Annotated in this window: 23 protein-coding genes and 2 pseudogenes; 11 read left to right on the forward strand and 14 right to left on the reverse strand. The window is 73.1% G+C overall.

Annotated features, from left to right (window positions below):
* The 4 genes and pseudogenes from aspA to ABZ016_RS17570 all read left to right on the forward strand — a co-directional run.
* Positions 1-371: pseudogene (aspA, locus tag ABZ016_RS17555) on the forward strand (aspartate ammonia-lyase); the annotation flags it as partial.
* 35 nt (positions 372-406) lie between these two features.
* A complete protein-coding gene (locus tag ABZ016_RS17560; protein WP_356917519.1) occupies positions 407-1,339 on the forward strand; it encodes a glutaminase in 933 nt (310 codons plus the stop codon).
* Between the two features lie 52 nt (positions 1,340-1,391).
* Positions 1,392-2,918 carry a polyprenol phosphomannose-dependent alpha 1,6 mannosyltransferase MptB gene (mptB, locus tag ABZ016_RS17565; protein WP_356917712.1) on the forward strand — a complete coding sequence of 509 codons (1,527 nt, stop codon included), beginning with the start codon at positions 1,392-1,394 and terminating at the stop codon, positions 2,916-2,918.
* Positions 2,915-4,297, forward strand: coding sequence for a glycosyltransferase 87 family protein (locus ABZ016_RS17570; RefSeq protein ID WP_356917520.1), 1,383 nt, complete (start codon positions 2,915-2,917; stop codon positions 4,295-4,297). Before mptB ends, ABZ016_RS17570 begins: the two co-directional genes overlap by 4 nt.
* An 11-nt stretch (positions 4,298-4,308) precedes the next feature.
* Here ABZ016_RS17570 and ABZ016_RS17575 read toward each other — a convergent pair.
* Positions 4,309-5,193, reverse strand: a pseudogene (locus ABZ016_RS17575) (serine hydrolase); the annotation flags it as partial.
* A gap of 103 nt (positions 5,194-5,296) precedes the next feature.
* Here ABZ016_RS17575 and ABZ016_RS17580 point away from each other — a divergent pair.
* On the forward strand, positions 5,297-6,952 hold the full coding sequence (locus ABZ016_RS17580) for a PQQ-binding-like beta-propeller repeat protein (RefSeq protein WP_356917521.1): 1,656 nt from the start codon (positions 5,297-5,299) through the stop codon (positions 6,950-6,952).
* Here the strand turns inward: ABZ016_RS17580 and rho are convergent.
* The 3 genes from rho to ABZ016_RS17595 all read right to left on the reverse strand — a co-directional run bounded on the left by rho (position 6,917) and on the right by ABZ016_RS17595 (position 9,613).
* On the reverse strand, positions 6,917-8,059 hold the full coding sequence (gene rho / locus ABZ016_RS17585) for a transcription termination factor Rho (protein WP_356917522.1): 1,143 nt from the start codon (positions 8,057-8,059) through the stop codon (positions 6,917-6,919). The genes ABZ016_RS17580 and rho overlap by 36 nt on opposite strands.
* Before the next feature lie 258 nt (positions 8,060-8,317).
* The gene (locus tag ABZ016_RS17590; RefSeq protein WP_356917523.1) at positions 8,318-9,145 is read right to left on the reverse strand and encodes a class I SAM-dependent methyltransferase; all 828 of its coding nucleotides are present in this window, start codon (positions 9,143-9,145) and stop codon (positions 8,318-8,320) included.
* Positions 9,146-9,214: 69 nt separating this feature from the next.
* Positions 9,215-9,613 carry a nuclear transport factor 2 family protein gene (locus ABZ016_RS17595; protein WP_356917524.1) on the reverse strand — a complete coding sequence of 133 codons (399 nt, stop codon included), beginning with the start codon at positions 9,611-9,613 and terminating at the stop codon, positions 9,215-9,217.
* A 69-nt stretch (positions 9,614-9,682) separates the two neighbouring features.
* Here ABZ016_RS17595 and ABZ016_RS17600 point away from each other — a divergent pair, with 69 nt between their 5' ends.
* Together ABZ016_RS17600 and ABZ016_RS17605 are read left to right on the forward strand one after the other, a co-directional pair.
* Positions 9,683-10,246 (forward strand): PadR family transcriptional regulator, encoded by a 564-nt coding sequence (locus ABZ016_RS17600; RefSeq protein ID WP_356917525.1) that lies wholly within the window; start codon positions 9,683-9,685, stop codon positions 10,244-10,246.
* Positions 10,247-10,250: 4 nt separating this feature from the next.
* A complete protein-coding gene (locus ABZ016_RS17605) occupies positions 10,251-11,006 on the forward strand; it encodes a class I SAM-dependent methyltransferase (RefSeq protein ID WP_356917526.1) in 756 nt (251 codons plus the stop codon).
* Here ABZ016_RS17605 and ABZ016_RS17610 read toward each other — a convergent pair.
* The 7 genes from ABZ016_RS17610 to ABZ016_RS17640 form a co-directional block, all read right to left on the reverse strand.
* The gene (locus ABZ016_RS17610; protein WP_356917527.1) at positions 10,973-11,719 is read right to left on the reverse strand and encodes a GntR family transcriptional regulator; all 747 of its coding nucleotides are present in this window, start codon (positions 11,717-11,719) and stop codon (positions 10,973-10,975) included. The two genes, ABZ016_RS17605 and ABZ016_RS17610, sit on opposite strands and share 34 nt — an antisense overlap.
* Positions 11,720-11,849: 130 nt before the next feature.
* Positions 11,850-13,016 (reverse strand): serine hydrolase domain-containing protein, encoded by a 1,167-nt coding sequence (locus ABZ016_RS17615; protein WP_356917528.1) that lies wholly within the window; start codon positions 13,014-13,016, stop codon positions 11,850-11,852.
* Positions 13,017-13,128: 112 nt separating this feature from the next.
* Positions 13,129-14,097 carry an acetylxylan esterase gene (locus tag ABZ016_RS17620; RefSeq protein ID WP_356917529.1) on the reverse strand — a complete coding sequence of 323 codons (969 nt, stop codon included), beginning with the start codon at positions 14,095-14,097 and terminating at the stop codon, positions 13,129-13,131.
* 105 nt (positions 14,098-14,202) lie between these two features.
* Entirely contained in the window at positions 14,203-14,787 is a 585-nt protein-coding gene (locus ABZ016_RS17625) for a hypothetical protein (RefSeq protein ID WP_356917530.1), read from the reverse strand.
* A 196-nt stretch (positions 14,788-14,983) separates the two neighbouring features.
* The gene (locus ABZ016_RS17630) at positions 14,984-15,739 is read right to left on the reverse strand and encodes a ferredoxin reductase (protein ID WP_356917531.1); all 756 of its coding nucleotides are present in this window, start codon (positions 15,737-15,739) and stop codon (positions 14,984-14,986) included.
* On the reverse strand, positions 15,732-16,337 hold the full coding sequence (locus ABZ016_RS17635) for a sulfite oxidase-like oxidoreductase (protein WP_356917532.1): 606 nt from the start codon (positions 16,335-16,337) through the stop codon (positions 15,732-15,734). The genes ABZ016_RS17630 and ABZ016_RS17635 overlap by 8 nt, the downstream gene beginning before the upstream one ends.
* A gap of 87 nt (positions 16,338-16,424) precedes the next feature.
* Positions 16,425-16,862, reverse strand: coding sequence for a MarR family transcriptional regulator (locus ABZ016_RS17640; protein WP_356917533.1), 438 nt, complete (start codon positions 16,860-16,862; stop codon positions 16,425-16,427).
* Positions 16,863-17,147: 285 nt separating this feature from the next.
* On the opposite strand from ABZ016_RS17640, the gene ABZ016_RS17645 reads away from it, so the two are divergent.
* Positions 17,148-17,951, forward strand: a complete 804-nt coding sequence (locus tag ABZ016_RS17645; protein WP_356917534.1) for a putative protein N(5)-glutamine methyltransferase — start codon at positions 17,148-17,150, stop codon at positions 17,949-17,951.
* 12 nt (positions 17,952-17,963) lie between these two features.
* On the opposite strand, the gene ABZ016_RS17650 is transcribed toward ABZ016_RS17645, so the two are convergent.
* Entirely contained in the window at positions 17,964-20,042 is a 2,079-nt protein-coding gene (locus tag ABZ016_RS17650) for a SpoIIE family protein phosphatase (RefSeq protein WP_356917535.1), read from the reverse strand.
* Positions 20,043-20,282: 240 nt separating this feature from the next.
* Here ABZ016_RS17650 and ABZ016_RS17655 point away from each other — a divergent pair, with 240 nt between their 5' ends.
* Entirely contained in the window at positions 20,283-20,651 is a 369-nt protein-coding gene (locus ABZ016_RS17655) for a hypothetical protein (RefSeq protein WP_356917536.1), read from the forward strand.
* Between the two features lie 7 nt (positions 20,652-20,658).
* Here the strand turns inward: ABZ016_RS17655 and ABZ016_RS17660 are convergent, their stop codons facing one another.
* Positions 20,659-21,642, reverse strand: coding sequence for a M20/M25/M40 family metallo-hydrolase (locus ABZ016_RS17660; protein WP_356917537.1), 984 nt, complete (start codon positions 21,640-21,642; stop codon positions 20,659-20,661).
* Positions 21,643-21,879: 237 nt separating this feature from the next.
* Between ABZ016_RS17660 and ABZ016_RS17665 the strand changes: the two genes are divergently transcribed.
* Positions 21,880-23,895 carry an NADPH-dependent 2,4-dienoyl-CoA reductase gene (locus ABZ016_RS17665; RefSeq protein ID WP_356917538.1) on the forward strand — a complete coding sequence of 672 codons (2,016 nt, stop codon included), beginning with the start codon at positions 21,880-21,882 and terminating at the stop codon, positions 23,893-23,895.
* 32 nt (positions 23,896-23,927) lie between these two features.
* Entirely contained in the window at positions 23,928-24,488 is a 561-nt protein-coding gene (locus tag ABZ016_RS17670) for a PadR family transcriptional regulator (RefSeq protein ID WP_356917539.1), read from the forward strand.
* 195 nt (positions 24,489-24,683) lie between these two features.
* Here the strand turns inward: ABZ016_RS17670 and ABZ016_RS17675 are convergent, their stop codons facing one another.
* The gene (locus ABZ016_RS17675) at positions 24,684-25,229 is read right to left on the reverse strand and encodes a hypothetical protein (RefSeq protein WP_356917540.1); all 546 of its coding nucleotides are present in this window, start codon (positions 25,227-25,229) and stop codon (positions 24,684-24,686) included.
* Between the last annotated feature and the right edge of the window lie 134 nt (positions 25,230-25,363).

Raw genomic sequence — 25,363 nt, forward strand, 5'->3', positions numbered from 1 at the left:
CCATCACCATGGCCGCCGAGGCCGGACAGCTCCAGCTCAACGCCTTCGAGCCGATCATCCTGCACTCCCTGTCCGAGTCCCTCACCCACCTGCGCGCCGCCTGCCTCACGCTCGCCGAGCGCTGCGTCGACGGCATCACCGCCAACACCGAGGCGCTGCGCGCGACCGTCGAGAACTCCATCGGCCTGGTCACCGCCCTCAACCCGCACATCGGCTACACGGCCGCCACCGACATCGCCAAGGAGGCCCTCGCCACCGGCCGGGGCGTCGCCGAACTCGTCCTGGAGAAGGGCCTGCTGCCCGCCGACACACTCGCCGGCCTGCTCCGCCCCGAGGTCCTGGCGGGCAGCGGCCCGGCCCCGGCCGTCTGACCCGCGCGAGCGCACCGGGACCGGCACGGAGGAGAATGGTGATCATGACGCCGCCGACGACCTTCCAGCCGGTCCTGGAGCGCATCGCCGAGGAGATCGAGCGGACCCCCGGCCGTGGCCGGCCCGCCGACTACATCCCGGCGCTCGCCGCCCGTGACCCGCGCAGCTTCGGCATGGCCGTCGCCGAACCGGACGGCACGGTGTACGGCGTGGGGGACTGGCGGCAGCCGTTCTCCGCGCAGTCCATCACCAAGGTCTTCACCCTCGCCCTGGACCTGGCCCGCGAGGGCGATGCCCTGTGGGAACACGTGGGCCGAGAGCCCTCCGGCAACCCCTTCAACTCCCTGGTCCAGCTGGAGTACGAGAACGGCATCCCGCGCAACCCCTTCATCAATGCAGGCGCCCTCGTCGTCACGGACCGGCTGCACACCCGTACCGGAGACGCGTCCGGCGAACTGCTCGAGTTCCTGCGGGCGGAGAGCGGCAACCGGGAACTGGACTTCGACCACGAGGTCGTCGCCTCCGAGACGGCCCACGGCGACCGCAACGCCGCGCTCAGCCACTTCATGGCCGCCTACGGCAACATCGACAACCCGGTCCCCGTCCTGCTCGACCAGTACTTCCGGCAGTGCTCGATCGCCGCGTCCTGCGCCGACCTCGCCCTCGCCACGACTTTCCTCGCCCGGCACGGCACCCGCGCCGACGGCACCCGCCTGCTCACCCGCAGCCAGGCCAAGCAGATCAACGCGATCATGCTGACCTGCGGGACGTACGACGCGGCGGGCGACTTCGCCTACCGGGTCGGCCTGCCCGGCAAGAGCGGAGTGGGCGGTGGCATCATCGCGGTCGTCCCGGGCCGCTGCACGCTGTGCGTGTGGAGCCCGGGCCTGGACGAACGAGGCAACTCGGTCGCGGGCGTGGCGGCCCTGGACCGATTCACGACACTGACGGGCCTCTCGGTGTTCTGAACGCCCCAAGGGGCGCGGGGAGCTGCGCGACACCCCCCAACCGGCCCGCAGCCTGCACACAACGGCACCAGGCACATGCCGCGCAGGCACTCGATCACCACCCGGTCACACTCCGGCCTCCCACCGGAGGGCCCCGCGTCGCTTGAAAGCCACCGCACATCGACAGCCTGGCCGAGTGTTGGCCATGGCTCCCTTCGTCGATCTCCGCCGCTGCCAGATCCTGGGTCTGGCCGGCACCGCCTTCCTCGCGGCGGGCGGTGAGACGGCCGGAGCCCTGCCCGTACGGGACCTCCTCCACCCCGCCTCCGCCCAGGCCGCGCTCGGGCTGGTCGGGGTCTACTTCGGCCTGGTCCTGCTGATCGCGGCCTGGGCGCTGCTGGGCCGCCTGGTCCGCGGACCGAGACCGCCCGCGCCCCGCGCCCTCCTCGCCGTTCTCGTGGTCTGGGCCGCCCCGCTGCTGGTCGCCCCGCCACTCTTCAGCCGGGACGTCTACAGCTATCTGGCCCAGGGGGCGATGGTCGAGGCACACATGGACGTGTACGCGCACGGCCCGTCCCAGCTCGGCGGCCCGCTGGCCGACGAGGTCGCGCCCCTCTGGCAGCACACCGGCGCCCCGTACGGTCCGGTCTTCCTCGCCGTGGCCGCGGCGCTGTCCGGCCTGACACACGGTGAACTGCCCGCCGGCCTGATCGGGATGCGGCTCGTCGCGCTCGCCGGTGTGGCCTTGATGGCGGCCGCGCTGCCCCGCCTCGCCCGCCACAGCGGCGCCGACCCGTCCGCCGCGCTGTGGCTGGGCGCCCTCAACCCGCTCGTCCTGCTGCACCTGGTCGCGGGCGCCCACAACGACGCCGTCATGCTGGGCCTGCTCGGCGTCGGGCTGGTGGCCGCGCTCGGCCGGTGGCCGGTCCTCGGAGCCGTCCTCGTCACGCTCGCCGCCCTGGTCAAGGCACCCGCCGCGCTCGGACTGGCCGCCGTCGTCGTCCTTCAGGCCCGCGCCGGCCGCGGTGCGGCGAAAGCCGTCCTGACCACCACGGCCGCGGCAGCGGGCACGACCGTCGCGGCCACGGCCGTGGCCGGCACCGGATACGGCTGGATAGCCGCCCTGAACACCCCTGTCTCCCCCCAGAACTGGGCCCTGACCACCCTGCTCGGCCGTGCCACCCGGGCCCTGCTGCACCACCTCGGCAGCGATCTCGCGCCCCTGGCGATCCCCGCCTGGCACACGCTGGGCGTCGCGGCGGCCGTCGTCGCGGTCGCCCTGATCTGGCTCCGGCTGCGCCCGCGGCCGGTCTACGCACTCGGCCTCAGTCTGGCGGCGGTGGCCGCCCTCGGCCCCGCGATCCGTCCCTGGTACGCCCTGTGGGGGCTGTTCCTCATCGCCGCCGCCACGCCCAGCGCCTCCGTACGCCACCGTACGGCGGCCGTGACCGGCGTGCTCGCGCTCTGTGTCCTGCCCAGCGGCGGCCCCGCGGACACCGGGCAACTCCTCCTGGCCGTCTCCGGCGGTGCCCTCGCGGTCGTCGTGCTGTGGCAGGCCCACCAGGCCGAACTGGCCCCGGCGCTGGGACGCACGGCATGACCCCGGCCCTGCCCCGCACCGGCCGGGGGCGGCTGCTGCTGGTGCTCGCCCTCGCCACGGTGGTGACCGTCTTCACGGCGACGGTACCCCTGCTGCGGGACTGGTTCGATCTGCGCGTCTACTACGGAAGCGTCGACAGCTGGGTCCGCCACGGCGGCCGGATCTACGACTACCGCGTGCCGGGCACCACGTACGGCTTCACCTACCCTCCGTTCGCCGCGGTCGTCATGCTGCCGATGGCCCTGCTGGACCTGCGCACCGCCATCGCCGCCGCCCTGCTGCTCAACCTGGCGGCCCTGATCGTGGTGCTGCGGCTGCTCGCCGGTCCGGCCTGGCGGCGCCACGGCTGGTACGGCTGGGCCCTGACCGCCTGCCTGCTCGCCCTGTTCGAACCGCTCCGCGACACCCTCAGCTTCGGCCAGGTGAACCTGTTGCTCCTGGCCCTGGTGCTCACCGACGCGACGCTGCTGGCCGGCGGACGCACGCGCTGGGCGGGCATCGGCATCGGACTCGCGGCCGCGATCAAGCTCACCCCGGCGCTGTTCATCGGTCTGCTGCTGCTGGCCGGACGACGGCGCGCGGCGGCGGTCGCCACGGCCGTCGCGCTCGCGGCCACGGCGGTCGCGGCGCTGGCGGACCCCGATGCCTCGCGCTTCTACTGGACCGAGGCACTGTGGGACACCAACCGGGTGGGCCACTTGGGTTACGTCTCGAACCAGTCGGTGCAGGGCATCCTGGCGCGCCTGGGCGAACCGGGCCGGGCCGTGTGGGCGGCCGTGGTTCTGCTGGTCCTCGCCGTGTGGGCGCTACGAGCCCGCCGGGCGGCCGACGCGGGGGACTGGACGGCGGCGTTCGCCCTGTCCGGCCTCGCCGCCTGTCTCGTCAGTCCGATCACCTGGGTGCACCACCTCGTGTGGCTGCTGCCGTCCTTCGCCGTACTGGTCCGCACCGGGCACGTCCGGATCGCGGGCGCCCTGTACGCGGTGCTGTGCACCAGCGTGGTGTGGCTGTGGTTCGACGACGCGTCCGGCGTCGACGGGTTCCTGGGCAGCAACACCTACGCCTGGATCACCCTGGGAATGCTGTTGTGGCTGCCGGCCGGTCAACTCCGCCCGGACCGGCGGACCGGCAGCCGCAGTACCAGCACCACGATCGTGACGCCCAGACCGGTGGCGCCCGCGATCAGTCCGGCTTCCGTCCAGCCGGCGCCGGCCTCCTCCGGCACCGCGGCCGCGGCCGCCGGTGTCTCCGCCGACGGACTCGGGACGGGCCGCCAGGCGTCGAGCGAACCCACCGCGTCGACCCGCCCGGCGGCTCCGAAGCCCCAGTCGAGCAGCGAGCGGGCCTCCTCGTACACGGCCGACCCGCCGCCCTCCTGAGGGTTCATCACCGTCACGACGAGGGTGCGCCCGTCCCGGCGCGCCGCCGCCACGAGCGTGTTGCCCGCATGGGTGGTGTAGCCGTTCTTGATACCGATCAGCCCTCGGTACGGCTTCACACCGGGGGCGCCGCCCAGCAGCCGGTTGGTGTTGCGGATCGGGTACGACCAACCGCCGCCGCCCGGGAATCTGGCCTCGACCGTGGCGCAGTACCGCGCGAAGTCGCGGTTGCGCAGCCCCACCCGGCCGAAGACCGCCAGATCGAACGCCGAGGAGACCTGACCCGGTGCGTCGTAGCCGTCGGGTGACACCACGCGCGTGTCGAGGGCACCCAGGGAGCGGGCCTTGGCCTGCATGCGCCGGGCCGTGGTCTGCCAGCCGCCGCCCAGTTCGGCCAGGACGTGCACGGCGTCGTTGCCGGAGTTGAGGAAGACACCCCGCCACAGGTCGGCGACCCGGTAGGTACGGCCCTCGGTGATCCCGACCAGGCTGCTGCCGTCACCGATGCCCAGGAGTTCGTCCTCGCGGACCGTGTGCCGGGCGCCCGCCGGCAGTTCGGGCAGCACCGTGACGGCGAACAGGGTCTTCAGGGTGCTGGCCGGGGGGAGCCTGCGGTGCGCGTTGTGCGCGGCGAGCACCGCTCCGGTCCGCGCGTCGGCCACCAGCCAGGACAGTGCGGAGACCCGCGGGACGCGGGGCGCGCCGGTGCGGGGGCGGACCTGGACGCCGGGCCGGTGCAGCAGCAGGGGGTGCGGGGCCGCCGCCAGGGGCCCGGCCGGCGGACTGGGCTCCGCCCGGCCGTGGCCGGCCGCCGCGGCCGGCATGAGGGTCAGCAGCCCCGTCGCACACAGCACACCGGCCGACACGGCCACCCGGGAAGAGAATCCGATGATCATATGATCAACGTAGAAACAGACTTGCTCCGCACCATGACAACCGGGCCGAACGTCAGGCGCTAACACCCGTATGCCACACCCACGGCCCTCTCAGGAAGGCCCCATGCCCGACTTTCCGACCGTCCGCCGCGTCCTCGGCGACCGCCCCTTCGCCGAGATCGGAAGGCCGTCGGCCGTCGCCGTCGGCAAGGAGCGGGGCATCGCCGTGGTGAGCGGCGACCTGGGGCCCCTGAAGTGGGCCGGGAGCTGCACCGCCGGATACGGGTGGCAACGGTTCCGCGTGGGCGTCTACGGCATCGACGATCTGCGCTGCCACCGGCTCGTGGAGTCGCACTGGCCCGTGCACTCCGTCGCCGTCCATCCGACGCTGCCGCTCGTGGCCGTCGGCACCGGCGCCTACGACGGGGGCTACGCCTTCGAGGGCGAACTCCTGCTGATCGATCTGGAGTCGGGGCGGTCGCGCTCGATGATGCGCACCCCGCGCGAGGTCCTGCGGGTGCAGTGGGAGAGCGCCCGCGCGTTGCGGCTCCTGGTGGCCCGGGCCGACGACGACGAATGCGACGAGGCGCACACCCACGCGTACGACGTGGTCGTCGAGCGCCCCGACTGGAGTGCCGCGCCCCGGGGCTCGGTGCAGCAGCGGGAACTGGCCGGGGAGTGGGTCGGGTGCGAGCGGCCGGTGTCCGGCCGGGAGGCCCGTCGGACCGTCGAGGAGCTGGCCGGGGATGCCTCCTGGGAACCCCGCCGACAGGTGTGGGACGTCCACGGACTGCCGGACGGTCGCGTGCTGGCCTGTCTGGAGGAGGTGCTGGCGGAGGCCTGGCGGCCGGACGGGCGTCTGGACTGGCGCGTTCACGACGAGGAGGGCGGACGGCAACTGGTCGTCCGTGGCGCCGAGGCCTGGGTGAACGCGGAGCGGCGGCGGGAATACTGGACGGGCCGGGAGCGGGGTACCGAGCCACCGCTCCTCGCCCGGTTGTCACTCGCCGACGGCAGGACGCTCGGCACCCCGGACCTCGCCTCGTCCGTCACGATCACCACCCGCCAGGACGGCTGGCTGGCGCTGCGCTCGACGGCGCCCGACAGGGAGTACGAGCCCCGGCCTCGGCCGGTCGCCCTGATACCCCCCGACGCGCAGGCCCCGAAGGCGACCGCGGCGCTGGGTGGGTTCGACGCCGGCAACCATTCCTTTCCCGTCCGCCGCAGCAGCCGGCTGCTCTTCCTGCAGGGCGCTGAGCGTGCGCCGCGACGGGACAAGTGGGTGGTGGCGCTCGACCCCGAAGGCGACCGGGAGCCGCGCCGGCTGTTCCCGCTCGACTGGCAGTCACCGGCGAGGCACCTCCTCGGCGGCCCCGGCATCGAACTGGGCCCTGCGGAGAACCGGGACCTGGTGCACGCGGGATCCCATTACGGTTCCGGTATGCGTCTGGCGTACAGCGCCTTCGTCGTACGACGGAGCCTCACGGACGGCGCGGTCCGCTGGGAGTTCGCCACCGACCACCCGGCGACTGCCGTCGACGGGGACGACGACACGGTCTACGTCGCCCTCAATTCCGGTGAACTGGTGGCACTGGACGCCTCGGACGGAACGGTGCGCCGGCGGCAGCGCCTGAGGATCGAAGGCGTGCCCACCGTCCCACTGTCCCTCCACCTCACCGCCCCGGACCGGCTGCTCATCGGGACGGTGGACGGACGCGTCCTCGACTGCTCCGTCGGCCGCACCTCAGTCCGAGGGCAGCGTCGGCTGGATGCGCCTTAGGAACGTCGCGTTGTCCGGGGTCTCGCGCATACGCTCCAGCAGGGTCTCCAGGGCGCCCTGTCCCTCCCGGTTCTGGAGCACCCGGCGCAGGCCGTGTACGGCGGTCAGCTCCGTCGGGGAGAACAGGAGTTCCTCGCGCCGGGTGCCGGAGGTGGTGATGTCGACGGCCGGGAACACGCGGCGGGACGCCGGCTCGCGGCTCAGGCGGAGCTCCATGTTGCCGGTGCTCTTGAGCTCCTCGAAGTAGAAGTCGTCGGCCCGGGAACCGGTCTCCACCAGCGCGGTCGCGAGGATCGTGAGGGAACCGCCCTCCTCGGCCGACCGGGCGGCGCCGAAGAACCGCTTGGGGCCGCTCAGCGCGGACGCGTCGACGCCCCCGGTGAGGATGCGGCCACCGGGACCGGCCGCGTTGTTGTGCGCCCGGCACAGCCGGGTCAGCGAGTCGAGGAGCAGGACGACGTCCTCGCCGGCCTCGACCCGCCGTTTGGCCCGCTCGATCACGAGCTCGGCCAGCGCGATGTGCTGCTTGGCGCTGCGGTCGAAGGTCGAGGCGTACACCTCGCCCCGTACACCGCGCCGCATGTCGGTGACCTCCTCGGGCCGCTCGTCCAGCAGCAGCATCATCAGCCGGCACTCGGGGTGCCGACCGGCGACGGCGGCGGCGAGCTGCTGGAGGAGGACGGTCTTGCCGGTCTTGGGCGGGGCCACCAGGAGCCCGCGCTGGCCCTTTCCGACCGGTGCGATCAGGTCGACGACCCGTCCGGCCAGTCCGGCGGCGGGATGCTCGAGACGGAGGCGCTCGTGCGGATGCAGTGGCGTGAGGTCCCGGAAGTGGCGCCGGCCGCGCAGTTCCTCGGGCGTGCGGCCGTCGACCCGTACGACGTCGCTCAGACCGTGCCGGTCGCCGCGTACGCCCTCCACGAGGTCGCCCTTGCGCAGGCCGTACCGGCGGATCAGGGCGGGGGAGACCGAGAGGTCGGCGGGCGAGGGCAGGCAGTTCTCGCCGCGCAGATGCCCCTTCCCGGACGCGTCGACGTCGAGGACGCCGAGGGCGGTGCGGGTCGTGGGCTGCTGCTGGACGAGTGGGTTTTCGAGTGTGGTGGTCATGGTGGGGTGTGTCCTTTCACGGACGGCAGGCGTGCGACATGCGAAGGGAAGGGGGGAATGAGCCGCGAAAGGAGGGCCTGAAGCACGACTCCGTGCGGCGGGGGACAGCACCTCGGCTACGACGAAGTACGTCGTGGTGCTGTGGTGCTGGAAATGGGAGAGAGTTCCGAGAACTGGCACCGGCGCCCCGGAAGAGGGGGCGTGCACGAGTGCTGTTCGCAATGTACCACCGAACGCGGCGGATGCGCGTCGGTTACCTCAACGAGTGGCCAGCAGCCCGTACAGCAGCGGGATCCGCGGCTCGGGCAGCCGCCACCAACCGGACTCGGTGCGCACCATCCGGGGCCAGCGCGGCCAGGGAAGTTCGTCGCCTTCCCGCAGTCGCCGCACGGCGAGTCCCGCCTCCGTCAACGCGGTGACGACCTCGCCCATTCCGTGCATCCACTCGTAACTGTCCGTGGCGCCCTCGACGGCCGGGCCGTCGGTGTAGGTGTGGGTCCCGTCGCGGTGCACCGGACCGGCGCCGCCCAGGTAGTCGTGGCGCAGCAGCAGCTCGGGGCCCTCGCCCGGGGCGGGTTTCGGGCCGAGCGAGTTCAGCAGGGGGTGGAACTCAACGACGTACAGCCGGCCGCCGGGACGCAGGAGCCGGCCGACGGTCTCCGCCCAGCGGTTCAGGTCCGGCAGGTAGCACAGGGCGCCCTTGCCGGTGTAGACGACGTCGAACCGCCGCCCGTCCAGGGCCTCGACGGCGTCGTACACGTTGGCCCGCACGTACGTCGCGTCCACGCCGGCCCGCGCGGCGATCTCGTTCGCGGCCGCCACGGACGCCTCGGAGAAGTCGAGACCGACGGCCCGGGCCCCGCGTCGCGCGAAGGCGATCGTCTCCGTGCCGAGATGGCACTGGAGGTGCAGCACGTCACGGCCCGTCAGCTCACCGAGGTCCTCCCACTCCCACGGAGCGAACCACCGCTCCGGGTCGAGGCCCTGGTCGAGGCCGTAGAACCGGCTGGCGAGATGGACGGGCGTGCGGGCGTCCCAGTTCGCCTGGTTGGCCCGCATCAGCCGGTCGTGCTCGGCGGACGTCATGGGGACATCCAACCGCGAACGGGCCGCGGACGGCGCAAGAACGGGAAAAAGGATCTCGCGACGTGTCGCTCACACCGAGCGTGCCCGCGCCTCCTCGGCGATCCGCTCGAACTGCTCACCCATGGCCGCCGCGAGTGCCTGCGCCCCCGACAACGGACGCACCATCACGGTGAATTCGTCGATGAGCCCGTCCTCGTCGACGTGGATGAAGTCACACCCCTGGATCTCACGGTCGCCCACCCGGGCGGTGAAGACGAGGGCGTGGTCACGGCCGTGCACGTCGTTGATCTCGCGCACGTAGCGGAAATCCTGGAAGACACCGGAGACGGCACGCAGGATGGCCGCCGTGATCGCCTTTCCCGTGTACGGCTTGAACACGACCGGGCTGGTGAACACGACGTCCGGCGCCAGCAGCGCCTCGGCGGCGTCGAGGTCGAGCGCCTCGACCGCCTCTCGGAATGCACGCATCGAACCCGCCTTATTCAACTAATTGAGTAGGTGCGGAGTAGATTAGTCAACCGCTGCTACCGTGTCCACATGTCCCTGAAGTACGCCGTCCTGGCCGCCCTCCTGGAGGGCGAGGCCTCGGGCTACGAGTTGTCCAAGGTGTTCGACGTGTCGCTCGCGAACTTCTGGGCCGCCACCCCGCAGCAGCTCTACCGGGAGCTGGAGCGCCTGGCGGGGGACGGGCTGATCGAGGCGAGGCTGGTACGTCAGGAACGGCGGCCCGACAAGCGGATGTTCACGCTCACCGAGGCGGGCCGTGAGGACCTGCGCGCCTTCGCCGCCGCGCCGCCCCGGCGGCCCACCGTCATCCGCGACGAACTGCTCATCAAGATCCAGGCCATGGACGGTGCGGACCCCGAGGCGACCCGTGCCCTGGTCGAGGAGCGCGCGGACTGGGCCCGCGGCAAACTCGCCCGCTACGCACGCGTACGCGAGCGCCTCATGGCCGGACGGGACGAGGAGGAGTACCTGCGGCAGGCCGACCGCGTCGGCCCGTACCTCACCCTGATGGCGGGCATCGCCTTCGAGGAGGAGAACCTCCGCTGGTGTGAGCGCGTACTGGCGGTCCTGAAACAGCGAGCTCCTCTAGGCTGAGCCGGTGTTCAGCCCCGAAGGCCCCAGTCTGCGCGAGCTGGCCGTCCAGGCACTCTCGTCAGTCGAACGTGGCTACGACCTCCTCGCGCCGAAGTTCGACCACACCCCCTTCCGGACGCCGGAAGCGGTCCTCGACGCCGTCGGGGCGGCCCTGCGGCGGACGGGGCCCTTCGACGCCGGACTCGACCTGTGCTGCGGCACCGGCGCGGGCGTCGGCGTCCTGGCCGGGGTGTGCCGGGAGCGGGTGACCGGGGTCGACTTCAGCGCGGGCATGCTCGGCGTCGCACGACAGCGGGTCCGGCCGGGCGGTCCGCCGGTCTCCTGGGTGCGTGCGGACGCCCGCGCCCTGCCCTTCGCGCCCGTCTTCGACCTGGTGGTGAGCTTCGGGGCGTTCGGGCACTTCCTGCCTCGCGAACTGCCCGGACTGTTCGCCCAGGTCCGCTCGGTGCTGCGACCGGGCGGTCGCTTCGCCTTTCCGCTGGTGGCCCCGCCCCGCCCGGCCTCGCTCGGCTACTGGATGCTGCTCGGCTTCGACGCGGTGATGCGGGTGCGCAACGCGCTGTGGCGGCCCGCGTTCGTCATGTACTACCGCGCCTTCCGCCTCGGGCACGTACGGCGTGAGCTCGTCCGGGCCGGCTTCGAGGTGGAGCTCCAGGCGCTGCCGGAGTTCGGGCGGCGACGGGACGGCAGCCCCCGGGTGCGGCTCGTCGTGGCCCGGCTGCCGGGTCAGCCGGCCCGGCCCGGCAGCGTGAACTCGTAGATCAGCGCGTCCTGCCGGGCGTCCACGACCAGGTCGGTGATCTCCAGTGGTCGCGCGAACTGGTCGTGCACCCGCCGGGTGACCCGCACCGACGGCGTGCTGGCGAGGCGGGTGATGGCGTCGCGGTGGTGGAGCGTCAGTCCGGCCCGGCGCATCCAGTCGTAAGCCCGTCGCAGCTGTGCGGCGGCGGTTCCGTCGGCGCGGTCCCGATAGCGGCCCAGTTCCTCCACCTCCGCGAGCGCCACGGCGGAGAACGAGGTCACGGCCGTGCGCAGCCCCTGTCCATCGGCGGTCGCGTACCGGTAGCGGTGGATCAGGGTCGGGTGGCCGGGGAGCAGTCCCAGAGCTTCGGCGTGGTCCGGCGGGGGCGCCTCCCAGGCGACGGTGGCGCGTGCCACCGTGCCCGGGGTCGCCGACCGGGCGCCGACCGGGAAGGCGAGCGAGGCGGGGGTCTCCACCGGCCGGCCGGGCAGGGTGGCGTGGCTGCCGCGCCGGTCGGTGGCGACGAGGCCGTCGCGGCGCAGCAGCTCCAGCGCCTGCCGCACGGTCTCCCGGCTGACCCCGAAGTGCCCGGCCAGCCGCCGTTCCCCCGGCAGTCGTTCGCCGGGCGGTACGGTGCCGTCGCGCAGTTCGCCGAGCAACTCCGTCGCGATCCGCCGGTAGAGGGGCTCTCCCTCGGTCGGCGGGTGGTCGTGCGGGGTGGTGCGGGCCATGCCGCGCCTCCTGTTGGTGACGTTCGGTAGCCGTGCGGGCTCGGTGCGCCACCAGGTCTAGCATTGGTCTAAACCAGCAGGGAAGGGCGGTCCGGCGGTTCGGCCGAAACCGGCCCGCCGGCGCCCGCTGTCACAGTGCGCGGTACAGCGCGTCGACCAGTGTCATCTTGCGGGGGTCGTCCGCGATGTGAGGCCCCATGCGGTTCATCACGTACCCCATCGACACCTCCGCCTCCGGGTCGGCGAGGCCGCAGGAGCCGCCGTAGCCGTCATGACCGAAAGCACGCGGGTTGGGTCCGTAGGAGCCGCTGGGTCCGCTGAGCCACAGTCCGAGCCCCGCCTCCGTCTCGCGGTCGAGCCCGGCGCCGAGCACCAGGTCCCGGCAGCTGCCCTGCCCCTCGCGCACCCGCTCGGCCGCCCCGGCGGACAGCACGCGATGGCCCCCGTAGGAGCCGCGCCCGGCGAAGACGCCGTACAGCTCGGCGACCGCTCGCGCGGTGCCGTGCCCGTTCGCCGCGGGGATCTCGGCGGCCCGCCACCCGGGGGTGCCGGCACCGGCGGCGGAGACCGGGGGGTTGGTCAGCGCGGCCACCGCGGCGGGCGCCAACTGCGCGAAGGCGGCCGCCTGTTCACTGCTCTCCGCAGGCGGCGGCTGGACCAGCTCGGCCGCTCGCCCGGACTCCTTCTCCGGCAGGCCGATGGTGAAGTCGATCCCGAGCGGCCCGGTCACCTCCCGCTCCAGGAAGGCCCCCGGCAGCAGCCCGGACACCCGGCGTACCACCTCTCCGACCAGGTGGCCGTAGGTCAGCGCGTGATAGCCGGACCGGGTGCCCGGCTCCCACCAGGGCTCCGTCGCCGCGAGCCGCTGGGTGGTCAGCTCCCAGTCGCAGAGCTGCTCCAGCGTGTGCGGTTCACGCAGCCCGGCCAGGCCGGCGCGGTGCGACAGCAGATGCCGTACGAGGACCTTCTCCTTGCCCGCCGCGGCGAACTCGGGCCAGTATTCGGCGACGGGGGCGTCGAGGTCCAGCAGTTCCCGGTCGACGAGGATGTGCGCGCACAGCGCCACCGGCCCCTTGGTCGTCGACCACACGTTGACCACGGTGTCCCGCTCCCAAGGACGGGTGCGGGCCGCGTCGGACCAGCCGCCCCACAGGTCCACCACCGTCCTGCCGCCGACCGTGACGGCCACGGCGGCGCCCAGCTCGCCGCGCTCCCGGAAGTTCTCCTCGAACGCCTCGCGTACCGCCGTGAACCGCGCGTCGCAGTGACCGCGCACCTGTGCCTCGTTCTCGGACATGTGCCCCTCCCGCCGGCCGTCTCGGGCCCGGGCCGCCGAGGAGCGGCCCGGGCCCGAAGAACGTACCGACTGGTCGGACCGGGCGGAAGTCCGCGGTCCGGGAACGGCCGGATCAGATGTACGAGCGCATCCAGCGCAGCTGGGCCGCCTCCTGGAAGGGGCCGCCGCCCTCGTGGTCGTTGAAGTCGTACACCTCGATCTTCTTGTCGTCGTGTCCCCAGGCGTTGTACGCCGCGAACACGGTCGAGGGCGGGCAGGTCTGGTCCTCCAGGGCGGCCGAGAAGAGCGCCGGGGCCCGGCCGCGGGTGGCGAAGTGCACGCCGTCGAAGTAGGAGAGCGTGCGCAGCGCCTCCTCGGTGCGGCCGCGGTGCGTCTTGAGGTACAGCCCGATCTCCCGGTACGGGTGGCGGTCCGTGAGCGTCGCCGCGCGGGGGTAGTCGCACAGGAACGGCACGTCCGGCGCGATGCCGGCCAGGTCCGGGACCAGGCCGCCCACCGCGATGGTGATGCCGCCGCCCTGGCTCGCGCCCACGGCCACCGTGCGCGCCGGGTCCGTGCGGGGATGCGAACGGGCCGCCTCCACGGCGCGCACGGCGTCCGTGAACACCCGGCGGTAGTAGTAGTTCTCCGGCGCGTCGATACCGCGCGTCATGAAGCCGGGGTACGCGGGTGCGCCGCCCACCGGATCCGCCGTGCCGCCGCCCGCGCCCCAGGCGCTGCCCTGCCCGCGGGTGTCCATCACGAAGTGCGCCCGGCCCGTGGACGCCCAGAGCAGGTGCTGGTGCGGCAGCCCGCGGCCTCCGCCGTAACCGATGAACTCCACGACCAGCGGCAGCGGGCCGTCCACCCCCGTCGGCAGCGTCAGCCAGCCCTTGACCGGGTGACCGCCGAACCCGGCGAACGTCACGTCGAAGACCCGCACGGTGGACAGCCCCGTGTCGACCGGTTCGAAGCGGGCGTCCAGATCGTGCTCACGCGCTTCCTGGAGGGTCTTCGACCAGAACGCGTCGAAGTCCTCGGGCTCGGTGGACGCGCTGCGGTACTCGCGGAGTTCGTCGAGAGGAAGATCGAACAGGGCCATGCAGGACCGCCTTGGGTGAGGAAGAGCTGCGGGGACAGTGCGGACGATCACATTACGTGGGCGGTCCGAGACCTGGCGAGGCGTTTATGAGGCTGGAGCCACGCCTCAGGCGCGGCGGTGCGTCCACTGAGGTTCCGTACGGGCCCACGCCCGTTCCCACTCGGTCAGCCGCCGGCGCAGGGCCACCCTGCGGATCACGCTCTGGACCAGGAGCACCGCGAGCACTACACCGCCCGTGGCGCACGTGCCGATGGTCAGGGTGTGCTGCCAGACGCCCGTTCCGTCCACCGGCGGGGCCACGCTCCTCCCCTGTGCGTCGAACCAGACGTGCACGACCTCACCCGGCCGGGTTCCGGCGGGGACCCGAGCCGTCGCGGTGCGCGTGCCCTCGCCCGGCTCCGTCCAGCGCACCGTCGCCCGGAACGCCTGCTGGCCGCCGGCCTGCACCGACGGCAGGGCGTCGCCCTTCCTGCCGACCACCTCGGCACGGACGCGATGACGCTCCGCGCGCTGCTCCACCGAGACCGCCTGCGCCTCGTCATGAGCCCACCGGGCAGCGGCCACCCCCGACAGAGGTGCCCCCACCAGGACCAGGACGGCGACGACCAGCACCGTCCACGCCTCGACGACGTCGGACCGGCGTCGCAACGGACTGCGCCGCCAACGCCAGCCGCGCACCCGGGTTCGCATGTCGACCTCCTCGGCGTCACCGCGGCCGGCGCGTCCGTCAACGGCCCGGCGCGGCCCGGGTCGCCGCATGCCGTAGCCCTTCGGCCGGAGTGCCCGGGCCAGCCGTGGCGAAACACCGGCCCACGCCCGTGTGGCGAGCCCCACGTCACGCTCGTCGGGACCCCGGGGAGGGGCGTCGTGAGGCCGGCCGAACCGCTCAGCCGAACCGTTCGATACGGATGCGGTCCACGGGCTGACCGGCCGCGACCAGCAGCCGGGAGGCGTGCTCGGCGAAGGAGTTGGACCCGCACACATAGGCCTCCCACCCAAGTCGCGGCCGCTCAGCCAGGAGTGGCGCCATATGCGCGGCCGCCATACGTCCGACCGGCACCCCCTCCGGCGCGCCGCGAGTGAACACGCAGGTCGTCTCCGCGCCGAACTCCCCGGCGTAGATGAGCTCCTCGGGGCTGCGCGCGGACACCAGCAGCCGCAGCGGCACGGTCAGGTTCCGTGCCCGGTGGTGCCGGACCATCGACATCAGCGGCACGACGCCGGAGCCGGCGCCGATCAGCAGCGCGGGCCGGTCGCCCGGCCAGGCGAAGAAGCCGCTCACCGGACCGCGCACCTCGACCTGGTCACCGGGCCGGGCCACGGTGTGGAACCAGCCCGAGACCTCGCCGCCCTCGACATGGTCCAGGGTCAGCTCGATGTGCCCGGAGTCGTCCGGCGCGGACGCGATCGAGTAGTGGCGCTGAGCCACATAGCCGTCCGGGGCGGTCAGCCGCACCATCAGGTGCTGGCCGGGCAGATGACCGGGCCAGCCCGGCACGGCGAACCGGAAGGTGGCGGCCCTCGGGGTCTCCCGGCGGATCTCGGCCAGTGTGGCGGTCCGCCACCCGGAGGCGGCCTGCTCGCTCACGGCGATGCGCCCGGGCACGGCGAACCGCGTGGGCGGAACGAAGGTCTCAGTCACCGGAGTACCTCTGCTCGTCCCAGGGGTTGCCGCGCTCGTGGTAGCCGTTCCGCTCCCAGAAGCCAGGCTCGTCGTGGTCGAGGATCCGCAGGCCGGCTATCCACTTGACGCTCTTCCAGAAGTACAGGTGCGGCACCACCAGCCGAGCCGGGCCGCCGTGCTCCGGGGCCAGCGGCCCGCCGTCGTACTCCCACGCGATCCAGGCGCGCCCGCCGGTCAGGTCGGCGAGCGGGAGGTTCGTGGTGTAGCCGGTGTGCGCATAGGCGACGGCATGGGTCGCCGACCCATGAGGCCGGACCGCGTCCAGGAAGGCGTCCAGCGACACGCCGGCGAACCGCACCCCGAACTTCGACCAGCCCGTCACACAGTGGATGGCGCCCTCGTACGCCGACGACGGCAGGTGGTGCGCCTCGTCCCAGTCCCAGGTACGGGGCTCGGCCACCAGACCGTCGACGCGGAACGTCCAGTCACCGGGTGCCAGGTCGGGAGTGACCTCGGCGGACAGCACGGGCCAGTCGTCGCGCGCGTCGTACTGGCCGGGCGGCAGACCGGGGTCGTCGACGCGTGGGCGCCCGGTGAAGCCTCGGGTGATGTGCATGCGGCGGTGCCTCCGGACCGGGCCGACGGTGCCCCGACGGTCCGGCGTGATCAGTGATTGCGTATTCAACCGTACGTGGAGGTTGTCCTAGCCGTGCGGACCGGACCCGGACTCCGCGTTGTACCGCACGAGGTACTCGGCGAAGCGCGACAGATCCTCGGCCGGCCAGTCCGCCAGCCGCTCCCGGAACGCAGCCCGGCGGCTCTCGGTGACCTGGGCGAGGATGCGCCGGCCGGCCTCGGTCAGATGCAGCACCAGGACACGGTGGTCCGCCGCATCGGGGCGGCGTTCGATGAGACCGGTGCGCTCCAGCGCGGCCACCTGGCGGCTCACGGTGGACTTGTCCAGGGCGTAGTGGGCGGCCAGGTCAGTGGCACGGCACCCACCGCTCTCCTCCAGATGCCCCAGCAGGGTGTACGACACCAGCGACAGCTCCGGATGCAGCCGCCCGGCCGCGGCACGGGCGCGGCGGGCGAACACCGTCATCTCCCGCTGCACGGTCTCCACGGCGTCGGCTGCCCGCACCGGTCCTCCCTCACCACACGGCTGCTCAGGCCTCCATCGTTGCATGACCCAACCACCTACCGACGGGCCGACGGGTCGTCGGACCGCCGTGCCGTACCGGGCGGCCGGCCCGTCGGGTAGTGTTGCCGTCCGGCTGTGGACGAACCCAGCCGTCGCAGGCCGAGGAGGTGGGACCCATTACCGCTGTGTCAGCCCGGGTGCTCCCCTCCTCCCGATGCCGCGCGGATCGCCGGCCGTAGGCGACCGCCGGAGCGCCCTTCGGTTCTCGAAAGGCTCCTGGCTCCCATGCCGTCCGTCTCTTCCGTGCCACCGTCCGCACCGTCGTCCCGTGACGAAGTCGTCGCGGCCCTGCGCACCGCGGGGTGCGTCTTCGCCGAGGACGAGGCCGAGTTGATCCTCGCCACCGCCCGCACACCGGCCGAGGCCGCCGCCATGGTCGAGCGCCGCGTCGCGGGCCTGCCCCTCGAACTCGTCGTCGGCTGGGCGGAGTTCCGGGGACTGCGCGTCACCGTCGCCCCGGGCGTCTTCGTGCCGCGCCGCCGCACCGAGTTCCTGGTGGAACAGGCCCTGGCCCGGGTGCCCGGCGCCACCGTCGTCCTGGACCTGTGCTGCGGCTCGGGCGCCGTCGGCGCGGCGCTGGCCTCCGCACTGGGGCGCGTCGAACTGCACGCCGCCGACATCGACCCGGCCGCCGTGCGCTGCGCCCGCGGCAACGTCGCCGCGCTCGGCGGCCACGTCCACCAGGGCGACCTGTTCGACGCGCTGCCCGTCGCGTTGCGGGGCCGCGTCGACATCCTCGCGGCCAACGTGCCGTACGTACCGAGCGAAGAGATCGGCCTGCTGCCGCTGGAGGCCCGTGACCACGAGCCGCTGGTCGCCCTCGACGGCGGCGCGGACGGCCTCGACGTCCTGCGCCGGGTGGCGGCCGAGGCACCCCGCTGGCTCGCCCCCGGCGGCTGCGTCCTGGTGGAGACGAGCCGACGGCAGACACCGGCCGCCCTCGCCGCCTTCGAACGCAACGGCCTGACGACCCACCTGGCCGTCTCGGAGGAGCTGTACGCCCACGTGGTGATCGGCTCCGGACCGTGACCGCGCCCCCGCTCAGTCCGGAGCCGTCGCCCGCGCGATGAGCAGGGCCACGTCGTCGAAGTTGTCCGGCTCGTGCAGGGTGCGCAGCAGCAGGTCGCAGACCTCCTCCAGCGGCCGGTCGGGTCCGTCGAGCAGGGACAGCAGGGTGTCCAGCCGTTCGTCGAGCGGGTCGCGGCGGGTCTCGACGAGACCGTCGGTGTAGAACACCAGCCGGTCACCCGGCTCCAGGTCGACGGTGGTCGTGGAGAACGCGACCCCACCCACGCCGAGCGGCACACCGGTCGGCAGGTCCAGCAGCTCCGGAGGCCGCCCGGGCCGCACGCGCACCGGTGGCAGATGCCCGGCGTTGGCGATCCGGCACTGCCTCAGATGCGGGTCGTGGACGGCGTAGGCACAGGTGGCGATGGCCTGTTCCAGCCCTGCCGTGATCTTGTCGAGGTGCTCCAGGAGCAGGGCCGGATCCAGGTCGAGGGAGGCCAGCGTGTTGGTGGCCGTACGCAGCCGCCCCATGGTCGCCGCAGCGGGAATGCCGCTGCCCATCACGTCGCCGACGACGAGCGCCGTCTTGCGGTCGTCCAGTTCGATCACGTCGAACCAGTCGCCGCCGACCTCGCTGGTGGCCCCGGCCGGCTGGTAGCGCGAGGCGACCTCCAGCCCGCCCGTCATGGGCGGATGGCTGGGCAGCAGGCTGCGCTGCAGGGTGAGCGCGGTTTCGCGGGCGCTCTGGTACCAGCGGGCGTTGTCGATCTGCACCGCGGCCCGGGCGGCCAGCTCACGCGCCAGCAGCAGGTCGTCCTCGCTGAACGGCAGCGGGTTGCGGGTGCGCTTGAGGTCCAGGGCGCCCAGCACCTCGCCGCGCGCGATCAGCGGCACCGCGAGATAGGAGTGCACCCCGGCCCGGCCCAGCAGCTCGGCCGCCCGCGGGGACCGGGCGATGCGCGGCAGGTCCTCGTCCTTGACCTGCGGCAGCATCACCGGACTGGCCGTACGCACGCACTGGGTGACCAGCCGGTCGGGGGCGTACCGGGCGACCTGCCCGGGCTGGTCGGCCGCCTCCAGTGCCTCGACGGAGTCGTACCCCTGGACCGCCAGCGCCCGGATCACCGCCGACTCGGCCGGGCCGAGGCTGGTGCGCCGGCCCTGCACCACCGCGTCCAGCAGATCGACGGCCGCGATGTCGGCGAGTTCCGGCACGGCCACCTCGGCGAGCTCATGGGCCGTGTGGTCCAGGTCCAGCGTGGTGCCGATCCGCCCCGAGGCGTCGGCGATGAGGGCCAGGCGCCGACGGGCCGCCTCGGCCTCGATGCCCGCCCGGTACTGCTCGGTGACGTCGACGATGGAGACGGCCACGCCGAGCACCGTCCCGAAGGCGTTCTCCAGCCGGTACAGGGAGATCGACCAGGCGTGGTCCTGGTCCGGGTCGGCCGGGGTGCGGCCGATGGTGGACTGGTCGACGACCGGCCGGCCGGTGTCCACGACCCGGCGCGCCGCGGCCTCCAGGGCGTCGACGTCCATCCGCGGCACCACCTCGCGGACCGTCCGGCCCAGGTGTTCCTCCGCGGGCACACCGTTGATCTGCTCCAGGGCCGCGTTGACCGAGACGTACCGCAGCTCGGTGTCCAGCACGGCCAGCCCGATCGGGGACTGCGCGATCATCCGCGTCGACAGCGCCACGTCGCGCTCCAGCCGGTGCACGGTCGACTGGTCGGCGCACAGCCCCAGCGCGTAGACCTCCCCCTGGTCGTCCAGCAGCCGCATGTTGCGGAACTCCACGAGGCGCGTGGTGCCGTCCTTGCGCCGGATGGGGAAGGCCCCGGCCCAGCTCTGCCCGGTGCCCATGACGTCGGCGAACAGCTTGACCACGAGATCCACGTGCTGGTCGTGGACCATGATCCGGGCGGCGAACTGCCCCAGCGCCTCGTGCGCCGCGTAACCGAAAAGCTCCTCGGCCTGCGGACTCCACAGCACGATGCGCCCCTCGGCGTCCAGGACCACCGAGGCCACGCGCAGGACGTCGAGCAGCCCGCTCGGGCGCGCCGACCCGCGCGCCGGTTCGCCGCCCTCGGCCACGGGAGACCCGGCTGCACTCATCCCATGCTCCGCCTTCGCCGATCCTCGCGGCACGCCGTCATGGTGCCGATACCCATGTTCCACCGCGCGGAGCCGTGATGCCGAGGCCCCTTCCGTCACCTTCCACCATCCCCCAACACGGAGCCGCCCGCTCCGCAAACCCGTCGGTACGGCAGGGGCGGCGCCGGTAGTGCTCGCCGGCAGGTGGTGCTTTGCTGGGGTAGGGGCGGAAACGAGGTGACCATGAGAGGAGCGATCACCATGGACCTTGAGCAACCGCACCCCCACTCCGTCTCGGTGGAGATCAGCGGGTGCAGCAAGCACGACGCCCGGATCGTGTTCGACGCGCTGTGCGCCTGCTTCGAGTCCGACCGGTGCGCCGACGACGTCCCCGAGGAACTGCACGCGACCCGCCCGACCGTATGGCTCGGCACCTTCGACGTGGCCGACGAGCACGAGGGCGGCAGCCCGGCCCGGCTGGCGTCCTCGGTCGACGCCGACCTGCACGGCGGGTACTGGGCGATCGAGCACTTCCGGATGCGGCTGGACTCCTTGTTCGCCGTGCGGGACCTGAGCACGGTCTCCGGCGACCAGGAGACTGAACTGCACCTGCGCCTCGAGAGCCGGTGACCGCCCTTCACACCCGCAGCAGGCCGAGCACCGCGCGCCGGTAGACGGCGTGCACCACGGGCAGCTCCGCGAGGCGGACGCGCTCGTCCACGCCGTGCAGTCCCTCATGGGCCAGACCGAAGCCGGCGGTGGCGGGGATGCCCACGGCGGCCAGCAGGTTTCCGATGTTCGACGGCCCCGCCGTCTTCGCCCGCACCCGCAGCCCCTCACCGGCCGCGGCGCGCAGGAGCGCGGCGGCCGGCTGCTCGTCCTCGGCCAGCCGGTACGGCGGCCAGGCCGCCACCTCGGTGACCCGCGTCGGCCGCGGGGCGGGCAGCAGCGCGTCCAGCTCGGTCGCCGCCGCCCTGACCAGGTCCGCCGCGGCGCGGGCGCCGAAGTCCGGCGTGGTACGGATGTCGAGGCCGACCTCGCACAGGTCAGGAACGACGGAGAAGCCCTCACCGCCGTGGCAGGAGGTCACCGTCAGCTTCGGTGGCAGCGGGAAGTCCCCGCCCGCTCCGGGCAGCGGGGCCTCGTCCAGCAGACGGACGAGATGTGCCGCCCGCGACACCGCGCCGACCGTCGTCCGGCGCGACCCGGAGTGTCCTGACGCTGCGTGCACGGCGATCCTGGCCCGCCACAGCCCGCGCCCTCCGACCACGACCTCCTCCAGCCCCGGGTAGCCGATCATCACCCCGGCGGGGCGAGCCGCGTCCGGATCGTCGAGATACGCCCGGGCGCCCCCGAAGCCGCCCGTGTGCTCGTCGGCGTCCAGCAGCACCGCGAGCCCGCCGCGCAGCTCCCCGGCCCGGCCGTGCAACTCGGCCGCGAGGTGGCAGAACAGGGCCGCGGCGAGCTTCGAGTCGGCGGCGCCCCTGCCGCGCAGCCAGCCGTCGACGACGTCCCCGGCGTCGGGCCGGAAGGACCAGGCCGCCTCGTCGCCGTACGGAGCGGTGTCCACGCAGGCGTCCAGCGCCCACCAGGGTCCGGGCCGGCCGGCCTCGATCTCCACCAGCAGCGCGACCGGGCGGCGAGCCAGGTCTCCAGGACGGCCAGGACGGGTTCGTGGTCGTCGACACCGGCCCGGCTGGGCCGGCGGATCAGCTCACCGGCGAGATCCACCACGGAGGAGAGGCCAAGGTCCCTGGTCATGGCCCTACTGTGCCCTCAATCACCTTATGCAACTAGTTGCATAAACGGCCTACGGTCCTCTACAACTACACACACGACACCGCGCACGGAGGGCCCCATGAGCCGTTACCCGCACCTGCTGACCCCCCTCGACCTGGGCTTCACGACCCTGCCCAACCGGGTCCTCATGGGCTCCATGCACGTCGGCCTGGAGGAGGCCGAGGGCGGTTTCGAGCGCATGGCAGCCTTCTACGCCGCCCGCGCCCGCGGCGGAGTGGGCCTGATCGTCACCGGCGGCATCGCGCCCAACGACGAGGGCAGGCCCTACGAGGGCGGGGCGAAGCTCACCACAGAGGCGGAGTCCGAGCAGCACCGCGTCATCACCGACGCCGTGCACCGCGAGGGCGGGCGGATCGCCCTGCAGATCCTGCACTTCGGCCGGTACGCCTACCACAAGGACCTGGTCGCGCCCAGCCCGCTCCAGGCGCCCATCAGCCCCTTCCCGCCCCGCGAGCTCACCGAAGCCGACATCGAGCGGACGATCGACGACTACGCCCGCACCGCCCGCCTCGCCCGCGAGGCGGGCTACGACGGGGTCGAGATCATGGGCTCCGAGGGCTACCTCATCAACGAGTTCATCGCCCGCCAGACCAACCAGCGCACCGACCGCTGGGGCGGCTCGTACGAGAACCGCGTGCGCTTCCCCCTCGAGATCGTGCGCCGGGTGCGCGAGGCCGTCGGCGAGGACTTCATCGTCATCTACCGGCTCTCCATGCTCGACCTCGTCCCCGGCGGCTCGACACTGGACGAGGTGATCACCCTCGCCAAGGCCGTCGAGGAGGCCGGGGCGACCATCATCAACACCGGCATCGGCTGGCACGAGGCCCGCATCCCCACCATCGCGACCTCAGTGCCGCGCGGCGCGTACACCTGGGTGACCAAGCGGCTCATGGGCGAGGTGTCCGTGCCGCTCGTCACCACCAACCGCATCAACACCCCCGAAGTCGCCGAGGAACTGCTCGCCGAGGGGGCGGCCGACATGGTGTCGATGGCCCGCCCGATGCTCGCCGACCCCGACTTCGTCATCAAGGCGGCCGCCGGCCGGCCCGAGGCGATCAACACCTGCATCGGCTGCAACCAGGCCTGCCTCGACCACACCTTCAGCGGCCTGATCACCTCGTGCCTGGTCAACCCGCGCGCCTGTCACGAGACGGAGCTCGTGCTCTCCCCGACGCGGCTGCGCAAGCGCGTCGCGGTCGTCGGCGCCGGACCGGCGGGCCTGGCCTGCGCGGTGTCCGCCGCCGAACGCGGGCACGACGTGACGCTGTTCGACGCCGCGAACGAGATCGGCGGCCAGCTCAACGTGGCCCGTCAGGTCCCCGGCAAGCAGGAGTTCGACGAGACGCTCCGCTACTTCCGCACCCAGCTCGACTGGCACGGCGTCGACGTACGCCTGAACACGTCCGTCACGGCCGCGGACGTCGACGACTACGACGAGGTCGTGGTCGCCACCGGCGTCACCCCGCGCACCCCCGACATCCCCGGCGTCGACCACCCGAGCGTCGTCGGCTACCTCGACGTCCTGCGCGGTGGCGCGTCCGTCGGAGACCGGGTCGCGATCCTCGGCGCGGGCGGCATCGGCTTCGACGTCGCCGAGTACCTCACCGACAGCGGCGACAAGGCCCACGAGGACCCGCAGACGTACTTCCGCCAGTGGGGCGTCGACCTTGACTACCGCGCCGCCGGCGGTCTCGCCGCGCCCGAGCGGCCCGCCCCGCCGCGCACCGTCCACCTGCTCCAGCGCAAGACGTCCAAGGTCGGCGCCGGGCTCGGAAAGACCACGGGCTGGATCCACCGCACCGAACTCAAGCACCGCGGCGTCACCATGGTCCCGGGCGTCCGGTACGACCGGATCGACGACGCCGGACTGCACATCACGGTCGACGGCGAGAGCACGGTGCTGGAGGTCGACACGATCGTGCTGTGCACGGGCCAGGAGCCGAGGCGCGGCCTGTACGAGGAACTGGTCGCCGCCGGGCGCAGCACGCACCTCATCGGCGGTGCCGACGTGGCCGCGGAACTCGACGCCAAGCGCGCCATCAAGCAGGGCACCGAGCTCGCGGCGGCGCTGTAGGGGCCCTGCGGCCCGTCCCTAGGATGGCCGGCATGTCACTCCCGCACGCGATCCTCGTCGCCCTTCTGGAGAAGCCGTCGTCCGGACTGGAGCTGACCCGCCGGTTCGACCGGTCGATCGGCTACTTCTGGTCCGCGACGCACCAGCAGATCTATCGCGAGCTGGGAAAACTGGAGTCCGACGGCCTGATCAGGGCTCTGCCCGCCGAGCAGCCGGCCCGCGGGCAGAAGAAGAGCTACGAGGTCCTGCCGGCGGGCCGCTCCGAACTGGCCCGCTGGACCGCCGCCTCCCAGGACCCCAAGCCGCACCGGGACGCGCTGCTGCTGCGGCTGAGGGCGGCGGCCGTGGTCGGCACGGCGGGTCTGGAGGCAGATCTGCGGCGCCATCTGGAGCTGCACGAGCGGCAGCTGGCGGAGTACCAGGAGATCGAGGAGCGCGACTTCCCGCCCGGGCGGGACGGGACCGAGGACCGGTTGCGGCATCTCGTGCTCCAGGCCGGCATCGACCTGGAGACGTTCTGGACCCAGTGGCTCAGGCGCGCCCTGGCGGACTTCGCCGAACTCCCGAACGACGACCCGGCCCGCCCGGCCTGACCACGCCGAGGCCCCGGATGGCGACGCGGGCTGCCCGGGCTGGCCATGCCGGGGTCCTGGATGGCGGCGCGGGCTGCCCGGGCTGGCCATGCCGGGGTCCTGGACGGCGACCCGGCCCGTCCGGCCTGATCACGCTCTGACGGCGGCCCGCCCGACCGGAGCGCTTCGGGAGGGCGAGCCGCCGTCCGTACCGGGTCAGAGCCGGTACGGCTTGTTGCGACGGCGCAGGTACCAGGCCGTCCCGAGGAGGCCCGCCCCGACCAGCGTGCCACCCGCCACCAGCGTGACGGTGCCGTAGTCCGTCGCGGAACCGCCGACCCCGCCCATGACACCGCGCGACGGCGAGGCGGAGGCCGTGGGGGACGCGGACCTCGAGGGGGTGGGAGCGGCGGACACGATGACGGACTGGGTGCCCGCGGTGGTGCCGTCCGAGCAGATGACGATGACCGTGTACGTGCCCGGGGAGACGTTCGACCAGGCGGCCGACTGGCTGGTGGACGTCCCCGACAGGGGCACCTGGCGCCCTTGGGCGAAGCTGCCCTGGCTGCTGGTGAGGAGCGAGGCGGTGCCCCAGCTGCCGCTGACCTGGGTGCAGGAGCTGGTCGTGACCGACACCGTCGAGCCTGTGGTCCTGACGGAGATGCCGGGGCCGGCGGCAGCGGGCACGGCGGCCAGGGCGAGGGGCAGCGCGGCGGCTGCCACGGTCAGGCCGGAGCGGAGAACTGGCGAAGAGTTGCGCATGTTGGCTGCCCTCCGGCGGCACGGTCGGCGGTGCATCCCTTGCGCCGCCGAGGGTCGGGAACGCCCGTGCTGCCTCGGGGTCAGCCAAGGCGCCCACGGGCCGGGCCGCACGCCGGACGCCCCCGTGCAGGTGA

This window comes from Streptomyces sp. NPDC006372, assembly GCF_040612515.1.
Lineage (GTDB): Bacteria > Actinomycetota > Actinomycetes > Streptomycetales > Streptomycetaceae > Streptomyces.

Bases quoted from the DNA above. Each gene is read 5' to 3' on its own strand.
- ABZ016_RS17560 (WP_356917519.1), top strand. From the start codon at position 407: ATGGTGATCATGACGCCGCCGACGACCTTCCAGCCGGTCCTGGAGCGC.
- ABZ016_RS17570 (WP_356917520.1), top strand. From the start codon at position 2,915: ATGACCCCGGCCCTGCCCCGCACCGGCCGGGGGCGGCTGCTGCTGGTG.
- ABZ016_RS17580 (WP_356917521.1), top strand. From the start codon at position 5,297: ATGCCCGACTTTCCGACCGTCCGCCGCGTCCTCGGCGACCGCCCCTTC.
- rho (WP_356917522.1), bottom strand. From the start codon at position 8,059: ATGACCACCACACTCGAAAACCCACTCGTCCAGCAGCAGCCCACGACC.
- ABZ016_RS17590 (WP_356917523.1), bottom strand. From the start codon at position 9,145: ATGACGTCCGCCGAGCACGACCGGCTGATGCGGGCCAACCAGGCGAAC.
- ABZ016_RS17595 (WP_356917524.1), bottom strand. From the start codon at position 9,613: ATGCGTGCATTCCGAGAGGCGGTCGAGGCGCTCGACCTCGACGCCGCC.
- ABZ016_RS17600 (WP_356917525.1), top strand. From the start codon at position 9,683: ATGTCCCTGAAGTACGCCGTCCTGGCCGCCCTCCTGGAGGGCGAGGCC.
- ABZ016_RS17610 (WP_356917527.1), bottom strand. From the start codon at position 11,719: ATGGCCCGCACCACCCCGCACGACCACCCGCCGACCGAGGGAGAGCCC.
- ABZ016_RS17615 (WP_356917528.1), bottom strand. From the start codon at position 13,016: ATGTCCGAGAACGAGGCACAGGTGCGCGGTCACTGCGACGCGCGGTTC.
- ABZ016_RS17620 (WP_356917529.1), bottom strand. From the start codon at position 14,097: ATGGCCCTGTTCGATCTTCCTCTCGACGAACTCCGCGAGTACCGCAGC.
- ABZ016_RS17625 (WP_356917530.1), bottom strand. From the start codon at position 14,787: ATGCGAACCCGGGTGCGCGGCTGGCGTTGGCGGCGCAGTCCGTTGCGA.
- ABZ016_RS17635 (WP_356917532.1), bottom strand. From the start codon at position 16,337: ATGCACATCACCCGAGGCTTCACCGGGCGCCCACGCGTCGACGACCCC.
- ABZ016_RS17645 (WP_356917534.1), top strand. From the start codon at position 17,148: ATGCCGTCCGTCTCTTCCGTGCCACCGTCCGCACCGTCGTCCCGTGAC.
- ABZ016_RS17650 (WP_356917535.1), bottom strand. From the start codon at position 20,042: ATGAGTGCAGCCGGGTCTCCCGTGGCCGAGGGCGGCGAACCGGCGCGC.
- ABZ016_RS17655 (WP_356917536.1), top strand. From the start codon at position 20,283: ATGGACCTTGAGCAACCGCACCCCCACTCCGTCTCGGTGGAGATCAGC.
- ABZ016_RS17665 (WP_356917538.1), top strand. From the start codon at position 21,880: ATGAGCCGTTACCCGCACCTGCTGACCCCCCTCGACCTGGGCTTCACG.
- ABZ016_RS17670 (WP_356917539.1), top strand. From the start codon at position 23,928: ATGTCACTCCCGCACGCGATCCTCGTCGCCCTTCTGGAGAAGCCGTCG.
- ABZ016_RS17675 (WP_356917540.1), bottom strand. From the start codon at position 25,229: ATGCGCAACTCTTCGCCAGTTCTCCGCTCCGGCCTGACCGTGGCAGCC.